This is a genomic window from Isoptericola luteus, from assembly GCF_020297055.1.
Classification (GTDB): Bacteria; Actinomycetota; Actinomycetes; order Actinomycetales; family Cellulomonadaceae; genus Isoptericola; species Isoptericola luteus.
This window is the reverse complement of sequence record NZ_JAIXCQ010000005.1, coordinates 78756-103359: the sequence shown is the minus strand read 5'-3', so window position 1 is coordinate 103359 and position 24604 is coordinate 78756. Positions and strand designations below refer to the sequence as shown.

The following is a 24604-nucleotide window of genomic DNA, read 5'->3' as shown; positions in this document are numbered from 1 at the left end:
GGGACGCCGTCGAGGTTGACACATCGCCCGGCGGGACGCAACCGTCATCCCGTACCCGCACGTCGCCCCGCGGCCGCACGCGGGGGCGCCGTCTCCTGGCACCGCGCTCCCGTGAGTGCACCGGCCTGCCCGAGCGGTCACGACGTCACGCCGCCCGGTCACGCTGCCAGGCGTCGAACGCCTGGCGGGACGTCAGGCGCGGCACGTACAGCTCCGCCTTGAGGCGGGAGTTGTCCAGCACCGGGCGGTAGCGCAGGAACCCGACCCGCTCCGGGCCGTGCACCGTCAGGCGCAGTGCCCTGCCGACGCGCAGCGCGGCGGCCAGCACCCCGGCGGGCACGTCGATCGTGCCCCGGCCGAGCGCCGTCGCGATGTCAGCAACGGTCATCACGCCGTCCCCGCACACGTTGAACGTCCCGGTGACGGAGCCGGTCGCGCCGGCGACGACGGCGCCCGTGACGTCGTCGACCCAGGCGAACACGAACGGGCCGGCCGAGCCGCGCACGCGCAGCAGCCGCCGCGCCCGCCACAGCGCCGTGATCTGGTTGTCCACCCCGGGGCCGAGGATCGTCCCGATGCGCAGCACCACCTGACCGAGCTCGGGACGGCGCTCGCGGTAGTCGGCCAGCATCTCCTCGACCTCGCGCTTGTGCCGGGAGTAGGTGAACTCCGGGTTGCCGCGCACGGCGTCGGTCTCGCGCAGCGGCATGGGGTTGTCCGCGTGGTACCCGTAGGCGGCTCCGGAGGAGGAGACCACCACGCGGCGCACCCCGGCGGCCAGGGCGGCGTCGAGCACGTTCCGGGTGCCGTCCACGTCGACGGCACGCTCGGCCGCCTCGTCCAGGGTGCCCGGGTTCACGATGGCGGCGAGGTGCACCACGGTGTCGACCGCGTGCTCGGCGAGGACGGCACGCACCGTCGCCGGGTCCGTGACGTCCAGCCGGGCCCACGTGGCACCGGCGGGCACCTGCGCCTCCCGCAGGTCGCCCGCGACGACGTGCTCGACGTCGTCCCGGGCCGCGAGCGCCGCCACGGCGTGGGAGCCGAGGAAGCCGGCCCCGCCGGTCACGAGGACGCGCGTCATGCCGCCGCCTCCGAACGGTCGCCCGCCCGGGAGCGGGACCATCGCGCCCACGCGGTCGCCAGGGCGAGCCCGGCGATGATGTCCCAGATCCCCCACCAGCCGGCGACGACGGCCATGCCGCCCAGCCCGCCGAAGAACGCGAACACCAGGCCGAGGCCGAGCCCCGCGTTGCGGATGCCGGTCTCGAACGTGAGGGCCTTGACCTCGCGGGGGCCGAGCCCGCCCAGACGTCCGACGCCGTACCCGACGCCGAGCGCGACCGCCTCGTGGCAGAACACGGCGAGCGCCACGACGCCGATGTACGCGACGAAGACGGAGAAGTTCCCGGCGAGCGCCGCGACGATGAACCCGACGAGGGCCAGCAGCGAGAACCAGCGCACCGGCCTCTGCACCCGGGCGGCGAGGCGCGGCCAGCGGGCGCGCACCCCGACGCCGACGGCGAACGGCAGCCCGATCACGAGCGCCACGTCGCGCAGCACCTCCAGCGGGTCGAGGCTGACCTCGGTCAGGATCGCGGACGCCGTCGGGTGCAGGCCGCCCCAGAACGCGATGCTCAGCGGCATCGCCACGATGTACACGACGTTCGCCACCGCCGTGAACGACACCGACAGCGCCACGTTCCCGCCGGCCCGGTAGGTGAGCACCTGCGAGACGTTCCCCGGCGGGCAGCAGGCCACCAGGATGAGGCCGAGGGCGAGGGACGCCTGCAGGTCCAGCGCGAGGGTGAGCCCGAACGTCACGGCGGGCAGCAGCACGAGCTGCGCGACGAGCGCCAGCAGCATCGCCCGGGGCGCGCGGCGGACCACGGCGAAGTCCGACGGCGCGGTGTCGAGCGCGATGCCCAGCATGATGAGCCCGATCACCACGTTGAGGGCGGTCATCGAGCCGGGCGAGAAGTTGAGGACGACCTCGTCGATGTTCACGACGCACCACCCGGGACGAGCTCGGCGGCCAGGCGCCGCACGGTGCCCCGGTACGCGTCCTTGTTGACGTAGTAGCTCATCCGCTCCAGCCCGAGGTACCGGTAGCCGCCTGTCAGGTCGGGCCAGGGCTCGGACATGCGGCGACGGAAGCGCTGCGCCCGGTCCGCCGACGCGGCGTCACCGTCGCGACCGGCCGCCTCCGCCGCGAGGTAGCGCGCGACCAGCTCGGCCTGCTCGGCGCGTCCCTGCCAGCCGATGCCGGACGCCTCGAGCATGCCCACCACGAACAGCCCGTTGCACGACGGCGGCACGATGTTGCAGAACAGTCGCGGCGCGGTGCCCGAGCCCGGACCCTGCCAGGCGAGGTGACGCGGGTCGAGGAACGGGTAGTCGAGCCGATACCCGGTCGCGAGCAGCACGAGGTCGTAGTCGGCGGCGGAGCCGTCGGCGAAGTGCACCGTGGACCCGTCGAACCGCGCCACGTCGGCGCGCACGCGCAGGTCGCCCTGCCCCGCGTGCTGGAGCACCAGCGAGTTCACCACCGGGTGGGACTCGTAGATCTTGTGGTCCGGCACGGGGAAGCCGAAGCGCTGCGGGTCGCCGCCCAGGATCCGCAGGACGCGCGAGTCGACGGCCTGCTTGATCCGCGCCGGCAGGGGGCGCCCCTGGTTGAGGGTGTCCGTCGGACGGCCCAGCAGGTAGCGCGGCACGAACCAGTAGCCACGCCGCACCGACAGGTCGACCGACGCGGCCCGGTGCACGGCGTCGACCGCGATGTCACAGCCGGAGTTGCCCCCGCCGACGACGAGGACGCGCTTGCCCGCGAACACGTCGGCGCTCTTGTAGGCGCTCGAGTGCACCATCTCGCCGTCGAACGTGCCCGCGAAGGTGGGCACGTTCGGCTCGGCCAGGGTGCCGTTGGCCACGACGACGTGGGAGTAGGTGCGCTCCTCGGCGGCGCCGCCGTCCGTCGGCTCCGAGCGGACCACCCAGCCGCTGTGCCCGCTGTCGTCGCCGTCGACGGGCTCGACCGCGACCACGCGGGTGCCGAACCGGAAGTGGTCCCGCAGCTCGAAGGCGTCCGCGTACGCGCGGAAGTAGCGCAGCAGCTCCCGGTGGCTGGGGTAGTCGGCCGTCGACTCCATCGGCAGCTCGTCGAACTGGGTCGTGGTGCGCGACGAGATGAGGTGTGCGGACTCGTACACCGTCGACCGCGGGTTCTCGATGTCCCACAGCCCACCGACGTCGGCGTGGGCCTCGTACCCGTCGAACGCCAGACCTGCCCGGTCCAGCGCCCGTGCGGCCGCCAGCCCCGAGGGACCCGCCCCGACTACCGCGACCCGTCTTTGCGGCCCCATCGCCATGCCTCCTTGCACGTGGACGGCACTGTGTCGTCCGTCACCGCGGTGGAGTGTACGGCCGGGCCGCGCAGACCTCGCAATCCGCCGACGCAGGGCAGGTCGAGGCCCTGGTCAGGGCGATCCGGACGGTCAGGGCCGACGGTCAGGGCCGGCCGGGCGCCTCTGCCGGCCACGGCTCGTTGGGCTCCCGGGGGTCCTCCGGCACGGCGGACGCGACCCATGAGTCCTGCAGCACCCCACGCTGCGCACCGAACCGCCGCAGCGTGCCCTCGTGGCGGAACCCCAGCTTCCACGCGACGCGGCGCGAGGGCCAGTTGCCCACGTTCGCGCGCCACCGCACGACCGACAGCCCCAGCCCCTCCGGGTCGAGCGCCCAGTCGACGACGACCCGCGACGCGTCGGTGATGACGCCACGGCCCCGCGCATCGGGTGCGCACCAGAAGCCGAGCTCGCCCGACAGCTCCGTGCCGGGCGCCCCCTGTCTCGTCATGCCGACCATGCCCAGGACCGGCCCGTCCTCGACGCCGCCCTCCGCGCTGTCATCCGCGCTGTCCTCCGCGCTGTCCTCCGCGCCGGGCGCGCGCACGGCCCACGTGAACGCGGTCCCGGCCGACCAGCCGTCCGGCACGAACCCGTTCACGAACTCCTCCGCGTCGGTCCGCGTGTACGGGACCGGCACCGTGACCCAGCGCGCGACCTCCGGGTCCGCGCAGACCTGCGCGATCCGGTCGACGTCGGCCGGCGTCGGGACGGACAGACGGAAGCGGTCGGTGGCCAGGACGAAGGGTTCCATGGCCGGATGCTGCCACAGCCACGACGCGCAGGTCCGTGGACCTACCCCACGTCGCCCTCGGTCACGACGGCGTCGTCCGTCCCGGGCACCTCCGCGTCGTCCGCGTCGTCCGGGTCGGTCTCGGCGGAGACGGGGGCGGGGTCGTCGGTGCGCAGCACGGAGAAGACCGTCCAGGCGACCGCCATGAGCGGCACCGCGATGATCGCGCCGAGGATCCCCGCCAGGACCGTTCCCGTCGTCACCCCGACACCGATGACGACGGGGTGCAGCGACACCTGCTTGCCCATGATCCAGGGCTGCAGCACGTGTCCCTCGAGCTGGCCGATGAGCGCGATGCCGATGGTCACGATGAGGGCCGTGACGATCCCCTGCGTCGCGAGCGCCACCACCGCGGCGATGATCATCGCGAGCGGGGCACCGATGAGCGGGATGAAGGCTCCGATGAACACGAGCACCGCGAGCGGCGCGGCGAGCGGCACCCCGAGGATGGTCAGCAGCACGAACGCGAGCACGCCGTCGACGAACGCGATGATCACCGTGCCACGCGCGTACCCCGAGAAGCTGTACCAGCCCGCGCCGGCAGCCGTGTGCCAGCGCTCGCGGTGCTGCAGCGGCAGCTGGCCGACGAACCAGGCCCACATCTTCGCGCCCGACGCGACGAAGAAGACCGTGCAGAACAGGGCCAGGGCGAAGATCGCGAAGCCCTCGGCGACGGACCCCGCGCCCTGCGCCGCCTGGCTCAGGAGCGCGTCGGCGTTGTCGCTGACCCACTGGCGCCCCTGGTCGAGGCCCTGGTTGATCTGGTCGAGCGTGACCGTCAGCCCGAACGGGCCGCTCTCCAGGTAGTCGACGATCTGCTGGATGCCGGTGTCGAACTGCCCGGCGAGCTGCTCCCACTGCCCCGCCACCGAGGCGATGACGTACGTGAGGAGGCCGCCGAGCACCAGGAAGGCGCTGAGGATGGCCAGCGCCGTCGCGAGCGGGCGCGGCATGACCTTGCTGTAGAAGTCCGCGACCGGGCTCAGCACGGACGCGAAGACGAGCCCCAGGAACACGGCGACGAACACGAGCTGCACCTGCGCCGTCGCCCAGAAGACGAGCGCCACCCCGGCCACGAGCGCGATGAGGCGCCACGACCAGCCTGCCGACGTGCGTAGCCAGGCCGGGACGTTCTCCTTCGAGCTCTTCGCCACGCTGGCCTCCCCTTGTCCCGTGCGCCCCAGTGTGCCGCACCGGCGGCGGCTCGGCTGGATCCCGACCTCGCCGTGTCGCGTCGGCTCACGGGTCGGCTCACGGTGTCCGGTCCACCGTCAGGATCGACTAGGATGGTGCGCAGACTTCCGGCGTGAGAACGCCGGCGGGATCCGAATGAGACAGCGGATCGAGACGCCCCGTCGCTCCACACGACGGGGCGTCTTGTCGTTTCGGGACCGCTGCGTTTCGGGAGCGCCGCGTGGGCGGCGGAGCGTCAGCCGGCCCGGCCCCCGGTGCGGTCCGCGGCGGGTTCGACGTCGTCGAGAGGGCCGTCGAGGCCAAGGACCTCCAGGTAGGCGGGCCACGCGAGCCAGACGACTGCCGTGCCGACGAGCACCAGCAGCACGCCCGACACGAACCGGCGACGGACGAGCTGGACGTAGCCCGCCACCACGACGAGCGGGGCGGCGACGATGATGACCACGCCCATCAGCATGTACACGACCAGGCGGCCGAGATGGCGGCCCGTCTCCAGCGGCGGCGTCACGGGCCGCCGCCGGCAGGTGCGAAGCGGCCGAGGTAGATCCCCACGGCCGGATCGTATTCGCCCGTTGCGTCCGTTTTATAGGGTTACGAGGTAAATTTTGGACCGCAACCGCCGGCGGCGAGGTCGGCGCGGCGCAGGCGCCCGGTGCGGACGTCGAGCACCCAGGATGCCGCGCCCCTCCGGTTCTCGGTCCAGGCAGCACAAGAGCGGACCCACTGTGCAGTGAGCCCGCTCCTCCCCGCGGCGAACCGTGAGGATAGTGGTGTCCGGAGGGGGACTTGAACCCCCACGCCCGATAAAGGGCACTAGCACCTCAAGCTAGCGCGTCTGCCATTCCGCCACCCGGACGAGTGGACCTTCACGGCGTTCCCGCCGTTCCGGTGCGGGGAAAAACATAACACGGTGGGGGCGTCGTCCTGCAAACCGCCGCTGCCCCGACGGCGGTACCCGCGGCGGTCCCGGACGTGCCCGATCAGACGCGAATCGCGGGCATCGGCGGCCCGCCCTACCGTGGCCGGGTGGCACACCGCATCGAGGACTACGGGCTGGTCGGAGACCTCCAGACGGCGGCCCTCGTGGGCCGGGACGGCTCCATCGACTGGCTCTGCCTGCCCTACTTCGACTCCCCGGCCTGTTTCGCCGCGCTCCTCGGCGACGCGGACCACGGCTCCTGGCAGATCGCGCCGGCGACGGGCGGTCCGTGCACGACGCGGCGATACCGAGGCGACACCCTCGTGCTGGAGTCGGAGTGGGAGACGCCGGACGGCGTCGTGCGTGTGACCGACTTCATGCCACCCCGCGGCGAGGCACCCGACCTCGTGCGCATCGTCGAGGGGGTCCGGGGCCGCGTCCCGATGGTGTGCGACCTTCGGCTGCGGTTCGACTACGGCAGCGTGGTGCCCTGGGTCACGTCGACGGGCGCGGTGACGAGCACCGTCGCGGGACCCGACGCGGTCACGATCACGACGCCGGTCGAGCTGGCCACGCAGGAAGGACCCCACAGCACCCTGCGGGCGCGGTTCGAGGTCGCCGCGGGCGACCGCGTGCCCTTCGTGCTCACCCACCACCCGTCGCACCGCCCCGCACCGCAGCCGGCGGACCCCGAGTCGGCCCTGACGGCCACCGTGCGCTTCTGGGAGGACTGGGTCGCCGGCACCCGGTACGAGGGCCGCTGGACCGACGCTGTCCGTCGGTCGCTCGTCACCCTCAAAGCCCTGACCTTCGCCCCGACGGGTGGGATCACGGCGGCGGCGACGACGTCGTTGCCCGAGGAGATCGGCGGGAGCCGGAACTGGGACTACCGGTTCTGCTGGCTGCGGGACGCGGCCTTCACCCTCCTCGCCCTGATGGGCACCGGCCACACCGCCGAGGCCAAGGCGTGGCGCGAGTGGTTGCTCCGGGCCGTGGCCGGCGACCCGTCCGACCTCCAGATCATGTACGGCCTGGACGGGCGGCGGCGCATCCCGGAGAACACGCTGGACTGGCTGCCGGGCTACGAACGCTCGGGGCCGGTGCGCGTCGGCAACGGTGCCGCGGGTCAGCTCCAGCTCGACGTGTGGGGCGAGGTGCTCGTCTGCCTCGACCTGGCCCGCGAGTCGGGCATCCAGGTCGAGGACGACGCCTGGCGGCTCCAGGTCGCGCTGCTCGACTTCCTCGAGGGGCACTGGCAGGACCTGGACAACGGCCTCTGGGAGGTGCGCGGCCCCCGCCGGGCGTTCGTGCACTCGCGCGTGATGGCATGGGCCGGGGTCGACCGCGGGGTCCGCGCGATCGAGCGCCTCGGCCTCGACGGGCCCGTCGACACCTGGCGCGCGCTGCGCGACGAGATCCACGCCGACGTGCTGCGCCACGGGTACGACGCCGAACGGAACACCTTCACCCAGTTCTACGGTTCCGAGGGCCTCGACGCCTCGCTCCTGCTCCTGCCCCGCGTCGGATTCCTGCCGTGGTCCGACCCTCGCGTCGTGGGCACCGTCGACGCGGTGCAGCGCGAGCTCTCCGTGGACGGTCTCCTGCTGCGCTATCACACGCACGCCGACGACCGGGTCGACGGGCTCCCCGGCCGCGAGGGCACGTTCCTGGTGTGCAGCTTCTGGCTCGCGCACGCCCTGCACGGCATCGGCCGCCACGACGAGGCGGTCGACCTCTTCGAACGGCTGCTGGCGCTGCGCAACGACCTGGGGCTGCTGAGCGAGGAGTACGACGTCCCGCTGGGGCGCCAGCTCGGGAACACACCGCAGGCGTTCAGCCACGTGGGCCTCGTCAACACGGCGCGCGCGCTCGGCGGCGGGTCCGCCGCGGACGCCTTCGCCGCTCGGACGGCGAGCCCGGAGGGAGGACCATGAGGGCGCTGACGATCGATCCCGCGCGCGAGGGGAGCCTCGCCGTCACGGACGTGCCGGACGCCGTCGCCGGGCCCACCGAGCTGCTCGTCGACGGGCTCGCGGTGGGGATCTGCGGCACCGACCACGAGATCGTGGCCGGGGAGCACGGCGCGCCGCCCCCCGGCTCCGACCGTCTCGTGCTGGGGCACGAGTCGCTCGGCCGCGTGCGCACGGCACCCGAGGGCTCGGGCTTCGCCGTCGGCGACCTCGTGGTGGGCGTGGTGCGCCGTCCCGACCCGGTGCCGTGCGGCGCCTGCGCGCACGGGGAGTTCGACATGTGCCGCAACGGCCGGTACACCGAGCACGGGATCAAGGAGGTCGACGGCTTCGCGAGCCGGCAGTGGGTCATCGAGCCCGAGCGCGCCGTGCGGCTCGACCCCGCGCTGCGGCGGGCGGGCGTGCTCCTGGAGCCGACGACGGTCGTCGCCAAGGCCTGGGACCAGATCGACAAGGTCGGCGGGCGCGCGTGGTTCGAGCCGAGCACGGTGCTGGTCACCGGCGCCGGGCCGATCGGCCTGCTCGCGGCGCTCCTCGGCGTCCAGCGGGGACTCGACGTGCACGTCCTCGACCGCGTCACCGAGGGGCCCAAGCCGGGACTCGTCGCCGACATCGGTGCCACGTACCACGCGGACGACGTCGCCTCCGTCGCCGACGCGGTCGGCCCGGACCTCGTCATCGAGGCGACGGGGGCCGGCTCCGTCGTCCTCGACGTCCTGTCCGCCACGACGGCCTACGGCATCACCGTCCTGACCGGGGTCACGTCGGCCGGCTACCGGCTGGACCTCGACATCGGGGCGGTCAACCGCGAGATCGTCCTGGAGAACGACGTCGTCGTGGGGTCCGTCAACGCCAACCTGTCCCACTACCGGACGGGTGCCGAGGCCCTTGCGCGGGCCGACCACGACTGGCTCGAACGCCTGATCACGCGCACGGTGCCCCTCGAGCGGGCCACCGAGGCGTTCGAGACGACCCCTGACGACGTGAAGGTCGTCGTCGAGCTCTCCGACGCGTGACACCCCTGACCGTGTAGCGTCCTCCCCGCCCGGACCAATCGGTCAAGGGTGAGGATCAGGACGAAGGAGCACCGCACGCCATGATGGGTGGGCACCATGCCGCGTCAGGAGCGGCCGTCTGGGTGGCGGTGACGTCGACGACACCGATCGCGTTCGGGTGGTACCCGGTCTCGGAGATCGGGGTCATGACCGGCGCCCTGGTGTGCGCGGGGGCCGCGCTGCTGCCCGACGCCGACCACCACAACGGCACCATCGCCCACTCCCTCCCACCGGTCTCGGAGGGCGTCACCAAGCTGGTCTCGTCCCTGTCCGGCGGGCACCGCAACGGGACCCACTCCCTGCTGGGGATCGCCGTCTTCACTGCGATCGCCTGGGTCATGGGCATGGTGTCGATCCGCACCGAGGCGTTCGGGGACGTGCTCGTCGGTCCCGGGATCATGGCGGTGCTGCTCATCGCGTTCGCCCTGCGCGCCCTCAAGCTGACCGGCGGACGCCGCTGGTGGACGTGGACGATCTCCGTCACGCTCGGCGCCGCCGTCGCCGTCTTCGCACCCGAGGAGTGGTACTGGATGCCGTTCTGCGTGGGGCTCGGCTGCGCCGCGCACATCGTCGGCGACATGCTCACCACGCGCGGGGTGCCGCTGCTGTGGCCGCTGAAGTTCCGCTCCCCCACATGGGTGCGCCGCTACCGCTGGATGCCCTTCGACGACGTGTGGCGCGACGGCGGCAACCTCTCCGTCCCGATCCTCGGCGACGCCGGCTCCTGGCGGGAGTGGGTCTTCATGACGCCCGTCAGCGCGTACGCGATCCTCGGCGTGGGGTGGGCCATGCTGGACCAGATGGGCTACGACACCTTGTCCGTGTGGAACTCCGCCGTGGCGACGATCGGTGCCTGGGCCGCGGGCTGAGCCCGTCGCGCCAGGCGATCAGGCCGGCTCCTCGCCGGCCACGACGCGGCACAGCCGCTCGTGCTCGGCGGCCATGCCGGGCCCGCTCAGCCGAGGGTCGTCGACCGGGGACCCCGCCAGGACCGCGTCGAGGTAGCGCCGGTCCGCGTCCAGCCGCTCCAGCGGGCTGCGCGACGGCGTGCCGTGCCCGGGTACGAGCGCGTCCGCCCGGGCCACGACCGGCGTCAGCCGCTCCAGCCCGGCGAGGTACCCGACGACGTCGGTGCTCCCCGTGATCTCGTCGAACACCAGCGGCAGCTCCCTGTCGCTGAGCATGTCGCCCACCACCAGCACCCGGACCTCGGGGAGCCAGAGCGCTCCGTGCCCCGGCGCGTGCGCGTCGTGCGACACGACCTCGGTCGGCGGCAGCAGACCCTCCGGGTCGGGGACCCCGGCGTCCGGGCCGGCGATCGGTGCCACCCGCCCGAACACGGCCTCCATCGCCGGCGGGACGACGCCGTCGTGCCGGAGCGCGTCCTCCCGCAGCTCGGCCCGCAACCTGTCGTGATCGGCCGCAGCGACCGCCGCCGCCGTGGGCGTCGCCCAGCGCGGGACGTCGCCCAGCGCCGGGTGCCACAACAGGTGGTCGACGTGGGCGTGCGTCGAGAAGCCCGCGACGACGCGCGAGCCGCGGACGTCCACCTCCGCGGCGAGAGACTCGAGCTCGTCCGCCTCCCAGGCGGGGTCCACCAGCAGCGCGGCGCGGCGCGGCCCCACCCGCCGTCCCAGGACGAGCGTCGTGGTCGTGTGCTCCCGCCGGCTCGTGCGCACCAGCACGCCCGCGGCGACCGTCACGAACTCCATCTGTGCACCGTACGAAATAAACCGTGGACGTCGGCGGCGCCACCCTGACACGATCCCGATGCACGGCGCGCGCAGGGCGTGCCGACAGGGCGAAGGAGGGCAGAGCAATGGACGTCGTCGTCTCGTGCGCCCTCCCGGAGCAGACCTCCCGGCGGGCGGAACCCACCCTCGTCTGAGGAGCCCCGGCTGGCGGTTCCTCGCCTCCCTGAGGAGATCCCCCGTGCAGCTGCACACCCCTGACTCGTTCCCCACCCCTGAGCTCTTCGTCGCCACCGGCCTCCAGGGCGCGTCGCCCCTGGTCGAGCCCGGGCCGGACCAGCGGTGGTCCACCTGGACCTCCGTGACCAAGGGCCAGCGCGGGCCCGAACCACGTCCCGACTGGGTCGTGGTCGCCGACGCCGCCCTGGACACCGAGCTCGGCATCCTCAAGACCGGCAAGGAGGCGGACGTCTTCCTCGTCGAGCGTGCCGTGCCCGGCGACCCCGGCCGCCACAGCCTGCTCGCCGCCAAGCGGTACCGCGGCCGCGACCACCGGCAGTTCCACCGCGACGGCGAGTACACCGACGGCCGGCGCGTGCGGCGGACCCGTGACCAGCGGGCCATCGAGGACCGCAAGTCCTCGTGGGGGCGTACGGTCGCCGCCACGCAGTGGGCCGACGCCGAGTTCGCCGCCCTGACGACGCTCTGGGACGCCGGCGCCCCCGTGCCCTACCCGGTGCAGATCGACGGCACCGAGCTCCTCATGGAGTTCGTCGGCCACGTCACCGACGACGGCGCGTACGAGGCCGCGCCGCGCCTCGCGCGCACCCGCCCCGACGCGGCCCTGCTCGCCGACTGGTTCGACCAGCTCTCCCGCGCCATGGGCGTGCTGGCCCGGCTGGGGTGGGCGCACGGCGACCTGTCGCCGTACAACATCCTCGTGGACGGCGCCGACGACGGCGGGCGGCTGGTGATCATCGACCTTCCGCAGGTCGTCGACCTCGTCGCGAACCCGTTCGGCACCGAGCTGCTGCACCGCGACTGCGTGAACGTCTGCACGTGGTTCGTGGCACGCGGGCTGGAGGCCGACGCCGACGAGCTGTTCGCCGACGTGTTCGCCCAGGCGTGGTGAACCACGCTTCGCCGGCGACGGCGGGCCGGGCGACCCTCCGCGAACGGACCTACCGTGGAGGGATGACGACGCAGCCCTCCGGCGGGTACGACCTGGACGCGCTCCAGCGGTTCCTCGCCGAGTACGGCTTCGCGGTGGGCGCGGGCGACCACGAGGAGCTCACCTCGCGGTTCAACCTGCCGGCGCTGGTCGTGGGGCAGGACTCCTCGACCCTCGTGTCGTCACCCGAGGAGGTCCTGGCCCTCTCCCGCGATCGGCCCGGTGCGGATCGCGCGCGGGACGCCGTCGCGACCGTCCCCGAGGTGGTCTCGATCGAGGAGGTCGGCTGGGGCCTGCTGTGGGTGGACGTGCGCTGGTCGTACCGCGACGAGTACGCGGCCGAGACCACGGCGGAGCGCTACCGCTACCTGCTGCGCCGCGGCCGGGACACCTTCGAGGTGTGCGTCCTGGTCCCCCTACCGGACTGAGCCGGCCGACGGCGGGCGAGGCCGGCGTGTCGGTCCCGCGCCGTAGCGTCGCAGACATGCGGATCCTGCCCGCCACCGCCGACCGGTTCGACGACGTCGTGACCCTGCTCAACCCGCGGGGTCGCGAGGAGGCCTGCTGGTGCCTGCACTGGCGGCTACCGCCCCCGGGGGTGGAACGGCAGGATCACCTGCGCGGCCTGGCGGCCGGCGAGCCCGCGCCCGGGCTCCTGGCCTACCTCGGCCCGGAGGACGAGACGGCCCCCGGCGGCAGGGCCGTCGACCGGCCTGCTGGCGAGGTGGTCGGCTGGCTCGGGCTGTCCCCGCGGTCGCAGAGCCGCACGCTGCAGCGCTCGCGCGTCCTGCCCGCCGGCGACCCGGAGTCGTGGCCCACGACGTGGGTGGTGATGTGCTTCACCGTCCGGCCTGGCCACCGCCGCCGGGGCGTGGCCCGTGCCCTGCTGCACGGCGGCGTCGAGTACGCCCGCTCGCATGGCGCGCGGACGATCGAGGGGTACCCCGTCGACCCGGGGTTCGGCCGCGTGCCCGTCGGCTCCGCGTTCGTGGGCACCGTCGGGCTGTTCGAGGGGGCCGGCTTCACGCGGGTCGGTCCGACGTCGGCGACCAGCGGCCGGTTGCCGCGCTGGGTGATGCGGCTCGAGCTCGAGGAGAGCTGATCACCCGCGGAACCACGCCGGCCCCCTCAGCGGAAGTCCCGCGACCGGGTCGCCACGGGCAGGCGCAACGGCGCGAGGTGCTCCGCGAGCAGGTTGACCGCGCCGTCGGCGCTCTCGACCCTGCCCCGCACCACCATCGCCGGGGCGCCCCGGGCCACGACGGCGAACCGGCGCCACAGGCCCGGTGTGCAGATGACGTTGAGCAGCCCGGTCTCGTCCTCCAGGGACAGGAAGGTCACGCCGCCCGCCGTCCCCGGACGCTGGCGGTGGGTGACGACGCCGCCGACCGCCACCCGGCGTCCCGGCTCGGTGGCCACCACACCGGCGACGGTGAGCACCCCGGCCCGCGCGAGCCCGTCGCGCACGTGCTCCAGCGGGGAGGTGGAGGACGGCGTCACCCCGGTGGCCCAGGCGTCCGCCACGTCGATCTCGAGCGGCGTCATGCCGGGCAGCGACGGAGCGCTCACCCCGACGCTCACGCCCGGCAGCGTGCCCGGGCCCTCCTGGCCCAGCGCCCCCGCGGCCCACAGCGCCTCGCGGCGTCCCGCCCCCAGGGACCCGGTGGCACCGGCCGTCGCGAGCGCCTCGAGCTGGGACGTGGACAGCTCCACTCGGCGCACCAGGTCCCGCAGGTCGCGGAACGGGCCGTGCGCCTCCCGCTCGGCGACGAGCTGCTCCGCGAGCTCCGTACCCATCCCCCGCACCGCGCCGATCCCGAGCCGCACCGCGAGCCCCGGGTCCGGGTCCGGCGCCCCCTCGCGCGAGAGCCGAGGGAGCGAAGCGACCGAATCATTCGAGCGCGAGGGGACGGCGGACCCGGCCCCCTCGACCCTCTCCACGCTCGCGAGCGCCCGTGACGCGTTGACGTCCGGCCCCAGCACCCGCACGCCGTGGCGGCGGGCGTCGGCGGCCAGCGACTGCGGCGAGTAGAAACCCATGGGCTGCGCGGCCAGCAGGCCCGCGTAGAACGCCGCCGGGTGGTGCACCTTGAGCCACGAGCTCGCGTAGACGAGGAACGCGAACGAGTAGGCGTGCGACTCGGGGAACCCGAAGTCGGCAAACGCCTTGAGCTTGTCGTAGACCTGCTCGGCGACGTCGGGCGGGACGTCGTTCTCCGCCATCCCCGCCATGAGCCGGGCCCGCAGCGCCTCCATCCGCTCGACCGACCGTTTCGACCCCATGGCCCGGCGCAGCTGGTCCGACTCGGCCGGGCTGAACCCGGCGACGTCGATCGCCATCTGCATGAGCTGTTCCTGGAACAGCGGCACCCCGAGGGTCCGCTTGAGGGACGGCTCGAGCAGCGGGTGCAGGTAGGTCACCTCCGACCGACCGCGCGCCCGTTCGATGTAGGGGTGGACGGACCCACCCTGGATGGGGCCGGGCCGGATGAGCGCGACCTCGATGACGATGTCGTAGAACCGGCGGGGCTGCAGGCGCGGCAGGGTCGCCATCTGCGCCCGGGACTCCACCTGGAACACCCCGACGGTGTCCGCCGCGCACAGCAGGTCGTAGACCGCGGGGTCCTCGGCGGGCAGCCCGTGCAGCGTGAGGTGCTCGCCCGTGTGCTCGGCGATCGACTCGAACGCGTACCGGATCGCGGTGAGCATGCCGAGCCCGAGCAGGTCGAACTTCACCAGCCCCGCGTCGGCGCAGTCCTCCTTGTCCCACTGCAGCACCGTGCGGCCCTCCATGCGGGCCCACTCCACCGGGCACACCTCGATGACGGGCCGGTCGCACATGACCATGCCGCCCGAGTGGATCCCCAGGTGCCGCGGCAGCCGCAGCATGCGGTCGGCGAGGTCGAGCACGGGCGCGGGGATCCGCCCCTCCTCCTCGGCGGACGGCGGCCGGTGGCCGGGGACGACGTCGTGGGCGTCGTCGGCGCGCGCGACCTGATCCTCGTCCGTCGCGAGCGGGTCGGCGAACCGCCCGCCCCACAGCCGTTCCTTCGCCGCGTCCCGCACGGCGGTCCGGGACGGCGGCGCGCCCGCCGTCGCGCGGGCGTCCTGGACCGCGGCGTCGGCCGCCGGGCTGGACGGGTCCGGGCCGCGCAGCGACCCCCAGCGCTCGATCGACTTGCTCCAGGCGTCCTGCTGCCCGGTGTCGTACCCGAGCGCGCGGGCGGCGTCGCGGACGGCCGACCGCGGCCGGTAGGAGATGACGTTCGCGACCTGGGCGGCGTGCGTGCGCCCGAACGTCGCGTAGACGTGCTGGATGACCTCCTCGCGGCGCACCGACTCGATGTCGATGTCGATGTCCGGCGGCCCGTCCCGCTCCGGCGCGAGGAACCGCTCGAAGAGCAGCCCGTGGCGCACGGCGTCGACGGCGGTGATGCCCAGGGCGTAGCAGACGGCGGAGTTCGCGGCGCTCCCCCGCCCCTGGCACAGGATGCCCTGCGTGCGGCAGAACTCGACCAGGTCGTAGACCACGAGGAAGTAGCCGGGGAAGTGCAGGTCGGTGATGACCCGCAGCTCGTGGTCGATCTGCGCCCATGCCCCCGGGACGCGTTCGGCCTCGCGCGGGCCGTAGCGTTCCGTCGCCCCGCGCCGCACCAGCTCGCGCAGCCAGGAGGCCTCGTCGTAGCCCTCCGGCACGGGGTACGGGGGCAGGTCGGGTGCCACGAGGTGCAGGTCGAACGCGCACTCCGCCGCCAGCGCGGCGGCGGTGCCCACCGACTGCGGGTGCGCCCGGTGCAGGGCGAGCATCTCTGCCGCCGAGCGCAGGTGCGCCGTCGGGCCGCCCGGGAGCCAGCCGTCCATGGCGTCCAGCGACGCGCGGGCGCGCACGGCCGCGAGCGCGGCGCCCAGGTCGGCGTCGCGCGGGCGGGCGTAGTGGGCGTTGGTGGTGGCCACCAGCGGGAGCCTGGCGCCGTCGGCCAGCTCCGCGAGCGCGGCGTGCAGGTCGGCGTCGCGCGGGTCGCCGGTGGCCGTGACCTCGACGGCGACGTTGTCGCGGCCGAAGGCGTCCGTGAGCCGGTCGAGCTCACGCCGCGCCGCGCCGCGGCCGCCGCCAGGCGCGACCAGGGCGCGGCGGACGGCCCCCTTGCGGCAGCCGGTGAGCACGAGCCACTCACCGGCCGCCTCGGCGCCCAGGGCGTCGAGGTCGTAGCGCGCCTTGCCCTTGACCCCTGCCTCGAGGTGCGCGGTCGCGATCGCCCGGGACAGGTTGCGGTAACCCTGTGCGCCCCTGGCCAGCACGAGCAGATGGGTCGAGCGCGGGTCCGGCACCCCGGTGGGCGGGTCGAGCACGGGTGCGCCGCCGGGCACGGGCGCCGCCAGGTGCAGCTCCGCCCCGAACACGGTGGGCAGACCCACCACCCGCGCGGCCTCGGCGAAGCGCACCACCCCGTACAAGCCGTCGTGGTCGGTGACGGCGAGCGCCGTCAGCCCCAGGCGTGCGGCCTCGGCGGCGAGCTCCTCGGGGTGCGAGGCGCCGTCGAGGAAGCTGAACGCCGAGTGGGCGTGCAGCTCGGCGTACCGGCCCGCGGCAGGCGTGAGGTCCGGGTCAGTCATAGACCGCCTCCACCTGCCACACCCCGCCGACGGCCGCGAGCAGCAGCCCGCGGCCGTCGTCGAGCACGGCCTGCAGGTAGACGCGCCGGACGCCCCCGTCCGGGGACCACCACCGCTCGGCGAGCGGCCACGGCCCGCCCCAGCCCCGGATCGGCGTGTGCTCGAGCTCCCGCGTGGCGATCATGGCGGGCTCGCCGCTCATCGCCAGCCGGACGTCGACGACGACGTCCCGGCCGGCGACGTCGAGGACCCGGGCCGGCACCGGCGCGGCCAGCAGGGTCGCCGGCGCCGGGCTGGGCAGCGCGCCGGGCCACGGCAGCCCGGCCTCGCGTGCACGGCCGGCGTCCTCCCCGAACGGCACCAGGTGCACCCGGTCGCTCGCCACCCGGCCGCCCTGCAGGGCGACGGTGAGCACGGCGTCCCCGCCGAGGAGCCCCTGCACCCGGCCCAGCGCCCGCCGCGCCCGGTCGTCCTCCCCGGCGTCCGGCCCCCACAGCCGCGGCTGGTGCACCCCCGCGGGGGCCACCTCCTCGGCAGCGAGCGCCAGGTGCAGGATCGGCGCGACGTCGGGCACCGGGTCGAGCGCCCCGTCCCGCCCACGGCCGGGCCTGCCTCGCCCGGCCGCCGAGGCGGTGAGCCAGCCCTCGAGCTGCCACCGCACACGGTCGGTGATCCGGGCCGCGTTCATCCCGCCGGCCGCCCCGGCGTCGGTGCGCCACACCCGCTCGAGCTCCTGGGTGGCCGTACGGGCCGTGATGCGCAGCCGACCGCAGGCCAGACCGCGGGCGGCCAGCAGCGCATGCAGCTGCTCGGCGAGCCGGCGCGCGGCGAACGTGGCGACGTCGACCCGCAGCGCGGGCGGGTCCAGCTCCTCGGCGACCGTGAGCTCGGGCTCGATGCGGCGGCGGGCCGGCGGGCGCACGTCTTCGCCGGCGGCCAGCCGGTGCGCCCAGAGGCCGAGGTCGCCGAACCGCGCGCGCACGTCCGGTGCGGGGAGCGCGGCCAGGTCGCCCAGCGTCTGCAGGCCGAGGCGCCACCACAGGCTCGCGGCCTCGCGCACCGCGACGGTCCCCGCCGGGTCCGTGACGGCGTGCACCAGGTCCCCCACCGGTCGGCCCGCCAGGTAGTCCCGCGACCCGCCGGCCCGCACGACGGCGTCCTCCCGGGCCGCGAGGACCGCCGTGAGCAGACCGTCGGCCACCCCCACCTGGCACTCGTACCCGGTGTCCCGGGCCACGGCCGCCACCAGCTCGCGGGCGAGCGTGCGCTCCGAGCCGTGGTAGCGCGCCGCGCCGTCGGCGGGCAGCAGGACCAGGCCCGGACGGGCGATCTCGAGCCCGGCCACGACCGTCTCCGCGGCCGCGGCGACCGGTTCGAACTCCCGGGCGTCCCGGACGTCGTCGACCTCCAGGAGCACGAGCTCGGGGCAGCGTTCCTGCGCCTGGCGCCGCCGCATCCCCCGGCGCACCCCCGCCGAGCGCGCGACGGCAGAGACTGCCACGACGCTGTGCCCGGCCGCCGTCCCCCCGCGCGAGCGGGCGCCCAGCACCGCGGCCGGGACGTGGGCGTCCAGGCCGGCGGCGGCGAGCGCCGCGACCACCGGCCAGTCCGGGACCCAGAGCACCGCGGTGCGCATCAGGCCACCCGCAGCCGGGGGGCGCCGTCGCGCACGGCGTCCCGCCCGTTGCTCTGCCCGACGTTCTGGGAGGGGACCACGACCTCCGCCCGGACCGGTACCTCGACCTCGATCTCCACCGGGCGGGCCACCGCACCGCGCCCGGTGCGCAGGACGCTCAGGGTGCGGCGGCGCAGCCAGCCCGCCCCCTGCTCGACGCCGGACCATGCCCCGCCGCGCGCGTCCAGGGTGACGTGCGCCCCCGGCCAGCGGGACTGGGACACCAGGACGGTGGCGCGCTCGCGGGCCCGGGCGGTCAGACGGCGCCGGTCGGCGTCGGACAGCGCGGCTCGCGGCCCGGCGACCACGACGTCCATGCCGTCCAGCAGCGCGGCGAGGACGAGCGGGGCGTCCGGACCCGGAGCCGGCACGAGCGCGGTCCGGGACAGGTCGAACCCGGCCTCGGCCGCGGCGAGCATGCCGATCGTCGGCGCCCCGACGAACGCGGTCCAGGCGCCGTCCGCCGACGCCGCGGCCAGCAGCGCGAGGAGGAGCGTGGCCGAGCCCTGCACGGAGAGGACCGACCCGCCGCGCAGCATCCCGCCGGGCAGGAGCACCGCGAGGTCGGGGTGGACGGGCCGGCCGGGGCCGTCGACCCCATGGCCACCTCGGGGGGCCCGACGCTCGCGGGGTGCCGGGCTTCCGGGCGCCGCCGCGGCCTCGCGTGCTGACGCGGCCCGGGGAGCCGGCGGGCCGGACAGGGTGGCGGCGGGCTGCGCCCCGGTGCGCTGCTCGGCCGCACGCAGGGCGGCCCACGCCCGCGCGTGCCGATCGGCCGGACCAGCTTCTCCCAGGTCAGGGACCACAGCGGTCATGCGGTTCCCTCCCCCCGGCGGTGGTGCCGGCCCGCACGGTCACGGCGGTGCGAGCGTCGCTCGCGCCGTCCGCGCCTCGACCGGCGGGCCTTGGAACATCATCGAACAACTGTTCGAATGCCTCCAGTCTTGGCCCGCTCCGCCCCGCTGTCAACCGCGCTGGTCAGGCGCACGGGCGAGCCCACGGGCCGCCCGTGCACGGCCTGCCGGGCCTTCATCACCGGCCAGCCAGGCGGGCGGTTTGCCGCACGGCGCGGCGTCGGGCACAGTCCAGTCCTACTGGATGCTGGCTGACATACCGCGTGGTCGGTATGCTGACGGTTCGCAGTCGACGAGGAGGTCGCACCGCAAGGGTCGCGGCCGAGGCGCAGCTGCGCCAGCATCGTCTCCGACGAGAGGACACCGCATGACCCGCACCACCGCACCCCGTACCGCGATCGTCACCGGAGGGGCTCGCGGCATCGGCGCCGCGACCGCCCGCCGCCTGGCCGCCGACGGGCACGCCGTCGCCGTGCTCGACCTCCTCGCCGAGCAGGCCGCCGAGACCGCGGCGAGCATCACCGCGGACGGCGGCCGGGCGCTCGGCCTCGGGGTGGACGTCACCGACGCCGACGCCGTCGCCGACGCCGTGGCCCGCGTGGCCGACGAGCTCGGCGCCCCCACGATCCTCGTCAACAACGCCGGCATCCTGCGCGACAACCTGCTGTTCAAGATGACCGAGGCCGACTGGGACGCCGTGCTCGGCGTGCACCTGCGCGGAGCGTTCCTCGTCACCCGGGCGGTGCAGTCCCACATGGTCTCCGCCGGCTGGGGGCGCGTCGTCAACCTGTCGAGCACGTCCGCGCTCGGCAACCGCGGCCAGGCGAACTACTCCGCCGCGAAGGCCGGTATGCAGGGCTTCACCAAGACGCTCGCGATCGAGCTCGGCAAGTTCGGGATCACGGCCAACGCCGTCGCGCCCGGCGTCATCGCCACGGACATGATCGCCGCGACCGCCGAGCGCGTCGGCGTCTCGCTCGACGACTTCCTCGCGGCTGCCGCCAAGGAGGTACCCGTCGGGCGGGCCGGCAAGCCCGAGGACATCGCCGCCGCGGTGTCGTTCTTCACCTCCGACGAGGCCTCGTTCGTCTCCGGGCAGGTCCTGTACGTGGCAGGCGGGCCGAAGGCATGAGCACCGAGCCCACGACCACCGAGCCCTCCATCACGGGACCCGCGACCACCGGGACGCCGGTCCGCGTCGCCTCCCCCGCCGCGCTCGCGGACGCTGTCGGGCAGCGTGCCACCGGCGAGTGGTTCACCGTCGACCAGGCGCGCATCGACGCCTTCGCCGACGCCACCGAGGACCACCAGTGGATCCACGTCGACGCCGAGCGCGCGGCGTCGGGCCCGTTCGGGACCACCGTCGCGCACGGGTTCCTCACCCTGTCCCTGCTCCCCCACCTGGCGTCGTCGCTGGTCGAGGTGGGCGGCGTCGCGATGGCGATGAACTACGGCCTGGACAAGGTGCGCTTCCTGACCACCGTGCCCGCCGGGTCGCGTGTGCGCGCCACGACCGAGATCACCGGCGCGCAGGACGTCGCCCAGGGCGTACGCCTCGCCTCGACCGTCACCGTCGAGATCGAGGGCGCCGACAAGCCGGCGCTCGTCGCGCAGACCCTCGCGCTGTACGTCCCGGCCGCCTGAGACGCCCACCCCTCCTCGCCGAGAGAGAGACCCCACCCCGCCGAGATAGAGAGCGGGGTGGGGTCTCTATCTCGGCCCCGGCGGCTCTCTATCTCGGCGGGGTGGGGTCTCTATCTCGGCGTCAGGGGCGCTCGAGGACGAGGGCCATGCCCTGGCCTCCCCCGACGCACATGGTCTCCAGCCCGTAGCGCCGGTCGGTGACCTCGAGCCCGTTGATCAGCGTCGAGGTGATGCGCGCGCCGGTCATGCCGAACGGGTGCCCGACGGCGATGGCGCCGCCGTGCACGTTGAGCCGCTCCGGGTCGACGCCCAGCTCGCGGGCCGACGGGATCACCTGGGCCGCGAAGGCCTCGTTGATCTCCACCAGTCCCATGTCCTCGATGGTCAGCCCGGCGCGGGCGAGGGCCTGCCGGCTGGCCTCGACGGGGCCGAGGCCCATGATCTCCGGCGACAGGCCCGTCACCCCGGTGGACACGATGCGCGCGAGCGGGGTCAGGCCCAGCTCGTCCACGACCCGCTCGGAGACCACGACGACGGCGGCCGCGCCGTCGTTGAGCGGGCACGCATTGCCCGCCGTCACCGTGCCGTCGGGCCGGAACACTGGCTCGAGCGACGCGAGCCTCTCGACCGTCGTGTCAGGGCGCGGGCCGTCGTCGGCCGTCACGACCGTGCCGTCGTCGAGCCGCACGGGTGTGATGTCGCGCGCCCAGAACCCGTCGGCGATCGCCTTGGCCGCACGCTGCTGGCTGCGGGCGGCGAACTCGTCCTGCTCGGCCCGCGTGACGCCGTGCAGGGCGGCGACGTTCTCCGCCGTCTGGCCCATCGCGATGTACGGGTCGGGCAGCAGGCCGTCGGCCCGCGGGTCGTGCCAGACCGGGGCCCCGCCCTCCGCCCGCTCCACGGTGCGCTCCGTGGCGCCGGCGAACCGCGGGTTGGTGAGGACGGCCCCGGGGATGTCGTCGCTGGAGCCGACCGCCATGCCGCTGACCGACTCCGCGCCGGCCGAGACGAACACGTCGCCCTCGCCCGCCTTGATGGCGTGGAACGCCATCCGCGTGGTCTGCAGGCTGGACGAGCAGTAGCGCGTCACGGTGGTACCGGGCACGGAGTCCCAGCCCGCCAGCACAGCCACGACGCGGGCCATGTTCATGCCCTGGCGCCCTCCGGGCAGCCCGCACCCCAGCATCAGGTCGTCGATGCGGGCCGGGTCGAGCCCGGGTACCGCATCCACGGCGGCCTGCACCATCTGGGCGGCGAGGTCGTCGGCGCGCGCGCCGGCCAGCGACCCCTTGTACGCGCGGCCGATCGGCGATCGCGCGGTGGCGACGATGTACGCCTCGGTCATGATGTCTCCTTCGGTTCGTGCAGCGTGGGTGGTCGCGGTGCTGTCTCGCGGTGCTGTCACCGTCCCCGTGGGCGGGGCCGGCGTGCCGCTCAGACGAACGCCGCGTGACCGGTGATCTCCCGGCCGACGATGAGGTTGTTCATGTCGCGCGTGCCCTCGAACGTGTAGACGGCCTCGGCGTCCGCGAAGTAGCGGGCCACACCGTGGTCGAGCTGGATGCCGTTGCCGCCGAGGGACTCGCGGCACAGCGCGACGGTCTCGCGCATCCGGGTCGTGACGAACGACTTCGCCAGCGCCGCCTGCGCGTCGGTCTGCGTGCCCTCGTCCTGCAGCTGTGACACGCGCACGCACACCGCGAGGCTCGCCGTGATGTTGGCCAGGCAGGTGGCGAGCCTGTCCTGGACGAGCTGGTAGCTGGCGATCGGGCGCCCGAACTGCTCGCGCTGCTTGGTGTACCGCACGGCCGCCTCGTAGGCGCCGATCATGGTGCCCAGCGACTGCCACGCCACGCCGTCGCGCGTCACCCGCAGCACCTTCGCGACGTCGCGGAAGCTGTCGATCCCCTGCAGCCGGTCCGCCTCGGCGACCTCGACGCCGTCGAGCACGATGTCCGCGTTCTGCACGATGCGCAGCGACTGCTTGCGCTCGATCTTGGTGGCGGTGAACCCAGGCGTGCCCTTGCGGACGAGGAAGCCCTTCATCTGCTGGTCCGCGGTGTCTTTCGCCCAGATGACGACGACGTCGGCGAAGGTGGCGTTGCCGATCCAGCGCTTGGCGCCGTCGAGCACCCAGGTGTCGCCGTGCCGGGTCGCGGTGGTCCGCAGGCCCTTGGCGGTGTCGGAGCCGGAGAGCGGCTCCGTGAGGCCGAACGCCCCGATGAGGTCGCCGCGCGCCATCGGGGGCAGCCACTGCTCGCGCTGCTCGGCCGAGCCGCCCAGGCCGATCGAGCTCATCGCCAGGCCGCTGGAGACGCCGATGAACGTGCAGAACGAGGAGTCGACCCGGGCCAGCTCCATGCCGACCCAGCCCCGGAACACCGCGGAGGTATCGAAGCCGGCGGTCTCCGACCAGGCCGCGCCCACCGTGCCGAGCTCGGCGAACGGCTTGAACAGGTGCACCGGGCAGTCCGAGCGCTCCCAGTAGTCGTCCGCGACGGGCCGCACCTCGCGCTCCATGAACTCGCGGACGGCGAGGATCCTGTCCTGCTCCTGGGCCGTCAGCAGGTTCTGGAAGCCATAGAAGTCGGCGTCCAGGACGGGGTCCGTCCCGGTCTCGGTACTGGTCCCGGTACTGGTCCCGGTACTGGTCCCGGTACTGGTCCCGGTACTGGTCCCGGTACTGGTCCCGGTAGTGGTCCCGGCGGCCGGCCGGGTGCCCTGTGCCACCGTCGTCGTGACGGGTGTCGTGGTCATCGCTGTGCTCCGATCGTCGTCGATCCCGCAGCGCTGGTGCGCGGCGGTGCGCTGGCTGCGGGCCAGTGTGCATCATCTTTGATTATGTTGCACCCCTCGGGTGCTTCGGCGCTAGGCTGCGGACATGCCACCGCCGGGATCGCCGTTCAGCGCCACCTCGCCCAGCTCTTCGTCCGCCGGCGCCTTGGACAGCACTACGCACGGCACCGACATCGGCGCCGTCGGGCTGCGCGCGGCGCCGACGCGGCTGTCCGCCCGGCTGGCCGACGGGGCGCACCCCGACGCCCGCCGCGCCTACGACCTGGCGCGGGAGACGTTCGTCGCCGGCGGCCGTATCGACATGGGCGGGCTCGCGTCGTCGCTGGGCGTGGACCGCACGTCGGTGTTCCGGTGGGTCGGCAACCGCGACGACCTCCTGGCCGAGGTGCTGTGGTCCCTCGCCGTGCCCACGCTGGGGCAGGCCGATCGCGCGACCGCCCACCTGGGCGGCGCGGAGCGCGTCGCCGCGCTGCTCACGCACTTCGCCACCGACCTCATCGCCGCCGACTACTTCCGTGACTTCCTGCGCCGCGAGCCGGCCCGGGCCCTGCGGCTGCTGACCACGAAGGCCAGCCCGATCCAGCGCCGCTACACGGCGACCGCCGAGTGGCTGGTGCGCACACACCTCGGCGACGCCCCGTTCGACGGCGCCATCGACCCGCCGACGCTTGCCTACCTGCTCGTCCGGGTCTCGGAGTCCTTCACCTACGCCGACCTCATCGCCGGCGAGGACCCCAGCGGTGAGGCCGCCCGCACGGCGTTCCGCCACCTGCTGCGCGTGGCCTGAGCCGCCTGAGCCCTCGCCCGCCCACCTCACCGAG

The 24604-nt window shown here is 74.3% G+C and carries 21 protein-coding genes and 1 tRNA gene; 9 read left to right on the top strand and 13 right to left on the bottom strand.

Translation table 11 applies throughout. The features are described 5' to 3' along the window. Positions 1-145: 145 nt before the first annotated feature. The 7 genes from LEP48_RS09155 to LEP48_RS09125 form a co-directional block, all read right to left on the bottom strand. Positions 146-1084, bottom strand: a complete 939-nt coding sequence (locus LEP48_RS09155) for an NAD-dependent epimerase/dehydratase family protein (RefSeq protein ID WP_225565285.1) — start codon at positions 1082-1084, stop codon at positions 146-148. Further along, positions 1081-2007 carry a bile acid:sodium symporter family protein gene (locus tag LEP48_RS09150; RefSeq protein WP_225565284.1) on the bottom strand — a complete coding sequence of 309 codons (927 nt, stop codon included), beginning with the start codon at positions 2005-2007 and terminating at the stop codon, positions 1081-1083. Before LEP48_RS09150 ends, LEP48_RS09155 begins: the two co-directional genes overlap by 4 nt. Next, positions 2004-3365 (bottom strand): flavin-containing monooxygenase, encoded by a 1362-nt coding sequence (locus tag LEP48_RS09145; protein WP_225565283.1) that lies wholly within the window; start codon positions 3363-3365, stop codon positions 2004-2006. Before LEP48_RS09145 ends, LEP48_RS09150 begins: the two co-directional genes overlap by 4 nt. Before the next feature lie 145 nt (positions 3366-3510). Beyond that, complete coding sequence (locus tag LEP48_RS09140) at positions 3511-4161, bottom strand: GNAT family N-acetyltransferase (protein ID WP_225565282.1); 651 nt, start codon at positions 4159-4161, stop codon at positions 3511-3513. 41 nt (positions 4162-4202) lie between these two features. After that, entirely contained in the window at positions 4203-5354 is a 1152-nt protein-coding gene (locus tag LEP48_RS09135) for an AI-2E family transporter (RefSeq protein WP_308009999.1), read from the bottom strand. Positions 5355-5629: 275 nt separating this feature from the next. Then, complete coding sequence (locus LEP48_RS09130) at positions 5630-5902, bottom strand: hypothetical protein (RefSeq protein ID WP_225565281.1); 273 nt, start codon at positions 5900-5902, stop codon at positions 5630-5632. 260 nt (positions 5903-6162) lie between these two features. Continuing rightward, positions 6163-6250: transfer RNA gene (locus LEP48_RS09125), tRNA-Leu, on the bottom strand. 170 nt (positions 6251-6420) lie between these two features. On the opposite strand from LEP48_RS09125, the gene LEP48_RS09120 reads away from it, so the two are divergent. The 3 genes from LEP48_RS09120 (at position 6421) to LEP48_RS09110 (ending at position 10207) form a co-directional block, all read left to right on the top strand. After that, positions 6421-8247, top strand: a complete 1827-nt coding sequence (locus LEP48_RS09120; RefSeq protein ID WP_225565280.1) for a glycoside hydrolase family 15 protein — start codon at positions 6421-6423, stop codon at positions 8245-8247. Then, a complete protein-coding gene (locus LEP48_RS09115) occupies positions 8244-9299 on the top strand; it encodes a glucose 1-dehydrogenase (RefSeq protein WP_225565279.1) in 1056 nt (351 codons plus the stop codon). Before LEP48_RS09120 ends, LEP48_RS09115 begins: the two co-directional genes overlap by 4 nt. A gap of 80 nt (positions 9300-9379) precedes the next feature. Then, positions 9380-10207, top strand: coding sequence for a metal-dependent hydrolase (locus LEP48_RS09110; RefSeq protein ID WP_225565278.1), 828 nt, complete (start codon positions 9380-9382; stop codon positions 10205-10207). 18 nt (positions 10208-10225) lie between these two features. Here the strand turns inward: LEP48_RS09110 and LEP48_RS09105 are convergent, their stop codons facing one another. Next, positions 10226-11050, bottom strand: a complete 825-nt coding sequence (locus LEP48_RS09105) for an MBL fold metallo-hydrolase (RefSeq protein ID WP_225565277.1) — start codon at positions 11048-11050, stop codon at positions 10226-10228. Positions 11051-11345: 295 nt separating this feature from the next. Here LEP48_RS09105 and LEP48_RS09100 point away from each other — a divergent pair, with 295 nt between their 5' ends. The 3 genes from LEP48_RS09100 (at position 11346) to LEP48_RS09090 (ending at position 13302) form a co-directional block, all read left to right on the top strand. Next, positions 11346-12161 (top strand): serine protein kinase RIO, encoded by an 816-nt coding sequence (locus tag LEP48_RS09100; protein ID WP_225565406.1) that lies wholly within the window; start codon positions 11346-11348, stop codon positions 12159-12161. A gap of 62 nt (positions 12162-12223) precedes the next feature. Beyond that, positions 12224-12628, top strand: coding sequence for a hypothetical protein (locus tag LEP48_RS09095; RefSeq protein ID WP_225565276.1), 405 nt, complete (start codon positions 12224-12226; stop codon positions 12626-12628). Between the two features lie 56 nt (positions 12629-12684). Continuing rightward, a complete protein-coding gene (locus LEP48_RS09090) occupies positions 12685-13302 on the top strand; it encodes a GNAT family N-acetyltransferase (protein ID WP_225565275.1) in 618 nt (205 codons plus the stop codon). A gap of 26 nt (positions 13303-13328) precedes the next feature. Here LEP48_RS09090 and LEP48_RS09085 read toward each other — a convergent pair whose 3' ends face one another. From LEP48_RS09085 to LEP48_RS09075, 3 genes are read right to left on the bottom strand one after another with little or no spacing between them, the layout of a single operon-like run. Next, positions 13329-16814: an error-prone DNA polymerase gene (locus LEP48_RS09085; protein ID WP_225565274.1), complete on the bottom strand. Its 3486-nt coding sequence runs from the start codon at positions 16812-16814 to the stop codon at positions 13329-13331. Then, a complete protein-coding gene (locus LEP48_RS09080) occupies positions 16807-18450 on the bottom strand; it encodes a DNA polymerase Y family protein (protein ID WP_225565273.1) in 1644 nt (547 codons plus the stop codon). The genes LEP48_RS09085 and LEP48_RS09080 overlap by 8 nt, the downstream gene beginning before the upstream one ends. Next, a complete protein-coding gene (locus tag LEP48_RS09075) occupies positions 18450-19304 on the bottom strand; it encodes a hypothetical protein (protein ID WP_225565272.1) in 855 nt (284 codons plus the stop codon). Before LEP48_RS09075 ends, LEP48_RS09080 begins: the two co-directional genes overlap by 1 nt. Positions 19305-19710: 406 nt before the next feature. On the opposite strand from LEP48_RS09075, the gene fabG reads away from it, so the two are divergent. Both fabG and LEP48_RS09065 read left to right on the top strand, forming a co-directional pair. Continuing rightward, entirely contained in the window at positions 19711-20475 is a 765-nt protein-coding gene (gene fabG, locus LEP48_RS09070; RefSeq protein WP_225565271.1) for a 3-oxoacyl-ACP reductase FabG, read from the top strand. Then, on the top strand, positions 20472-20987 hold the full coding sequence (locus LEP48_RS09065) for a MaoC family dehydratase (RefSeq protein WP_225565270.1): 516 nt from the start codon (positions 20472-20474) through the stop codon (positions 20985-20987). The genes fabG and LEP48_RS09065 overlap by 4 nt, the downstream gene beginning before the upstream one ends. A gap of 121 nt (positions 20988-21108) precedes the next feature. Here LEP48_RS09065 and LEP48_RS09060 read toward each other — a convergent pair whose 3' ends face one another. Both LEP48_RS09060 and LEP48_RS09055 read right to left on the bottom strand, forming a co-directional pair. Next, positions 21109-22332, bottom strand: coding sequence for an acetyl-CoA C-acetyltransferase (locus LEP48_RS09060; protein WP_225565269.1), 1224 nt, complete (start codon positions 22330-22332; stop codon positions 21109-21111). A gap of 89 nt (positions 22333-22421) precedes the next feature. Next, the gene (locus LEP48_RS09055; RefSeq protein WP_225565268.1) at positions 22422-23744 is read right to left on the bottom strand and encodes an acyl-CoA dehydrogenase family protein; all 1323 of its coding nucleotides are present in this window, start codon (positions 23742-23744) and stop codon (positions 22422-22424) included. 184 nt (positions 23745-23928) lie between these two features. On the opposite strand from LEP48_RS09055, the gene LEP48_RS09050 reads away from it, so the two are divergent. Further along, positions 23929-24570 (top strand): QsdR family transcriptional regulator, encoded by a 642-nt coding sequence (locus tag LEP48_RS09050; RefSeq protein WP_225565267.1) that lies wholly within the window; start codon positions 23929-23931, stop codon positions 24568-24570. The last annotated feature ends 34 nt before the right edge of the window (positions 24571-24604 follow it).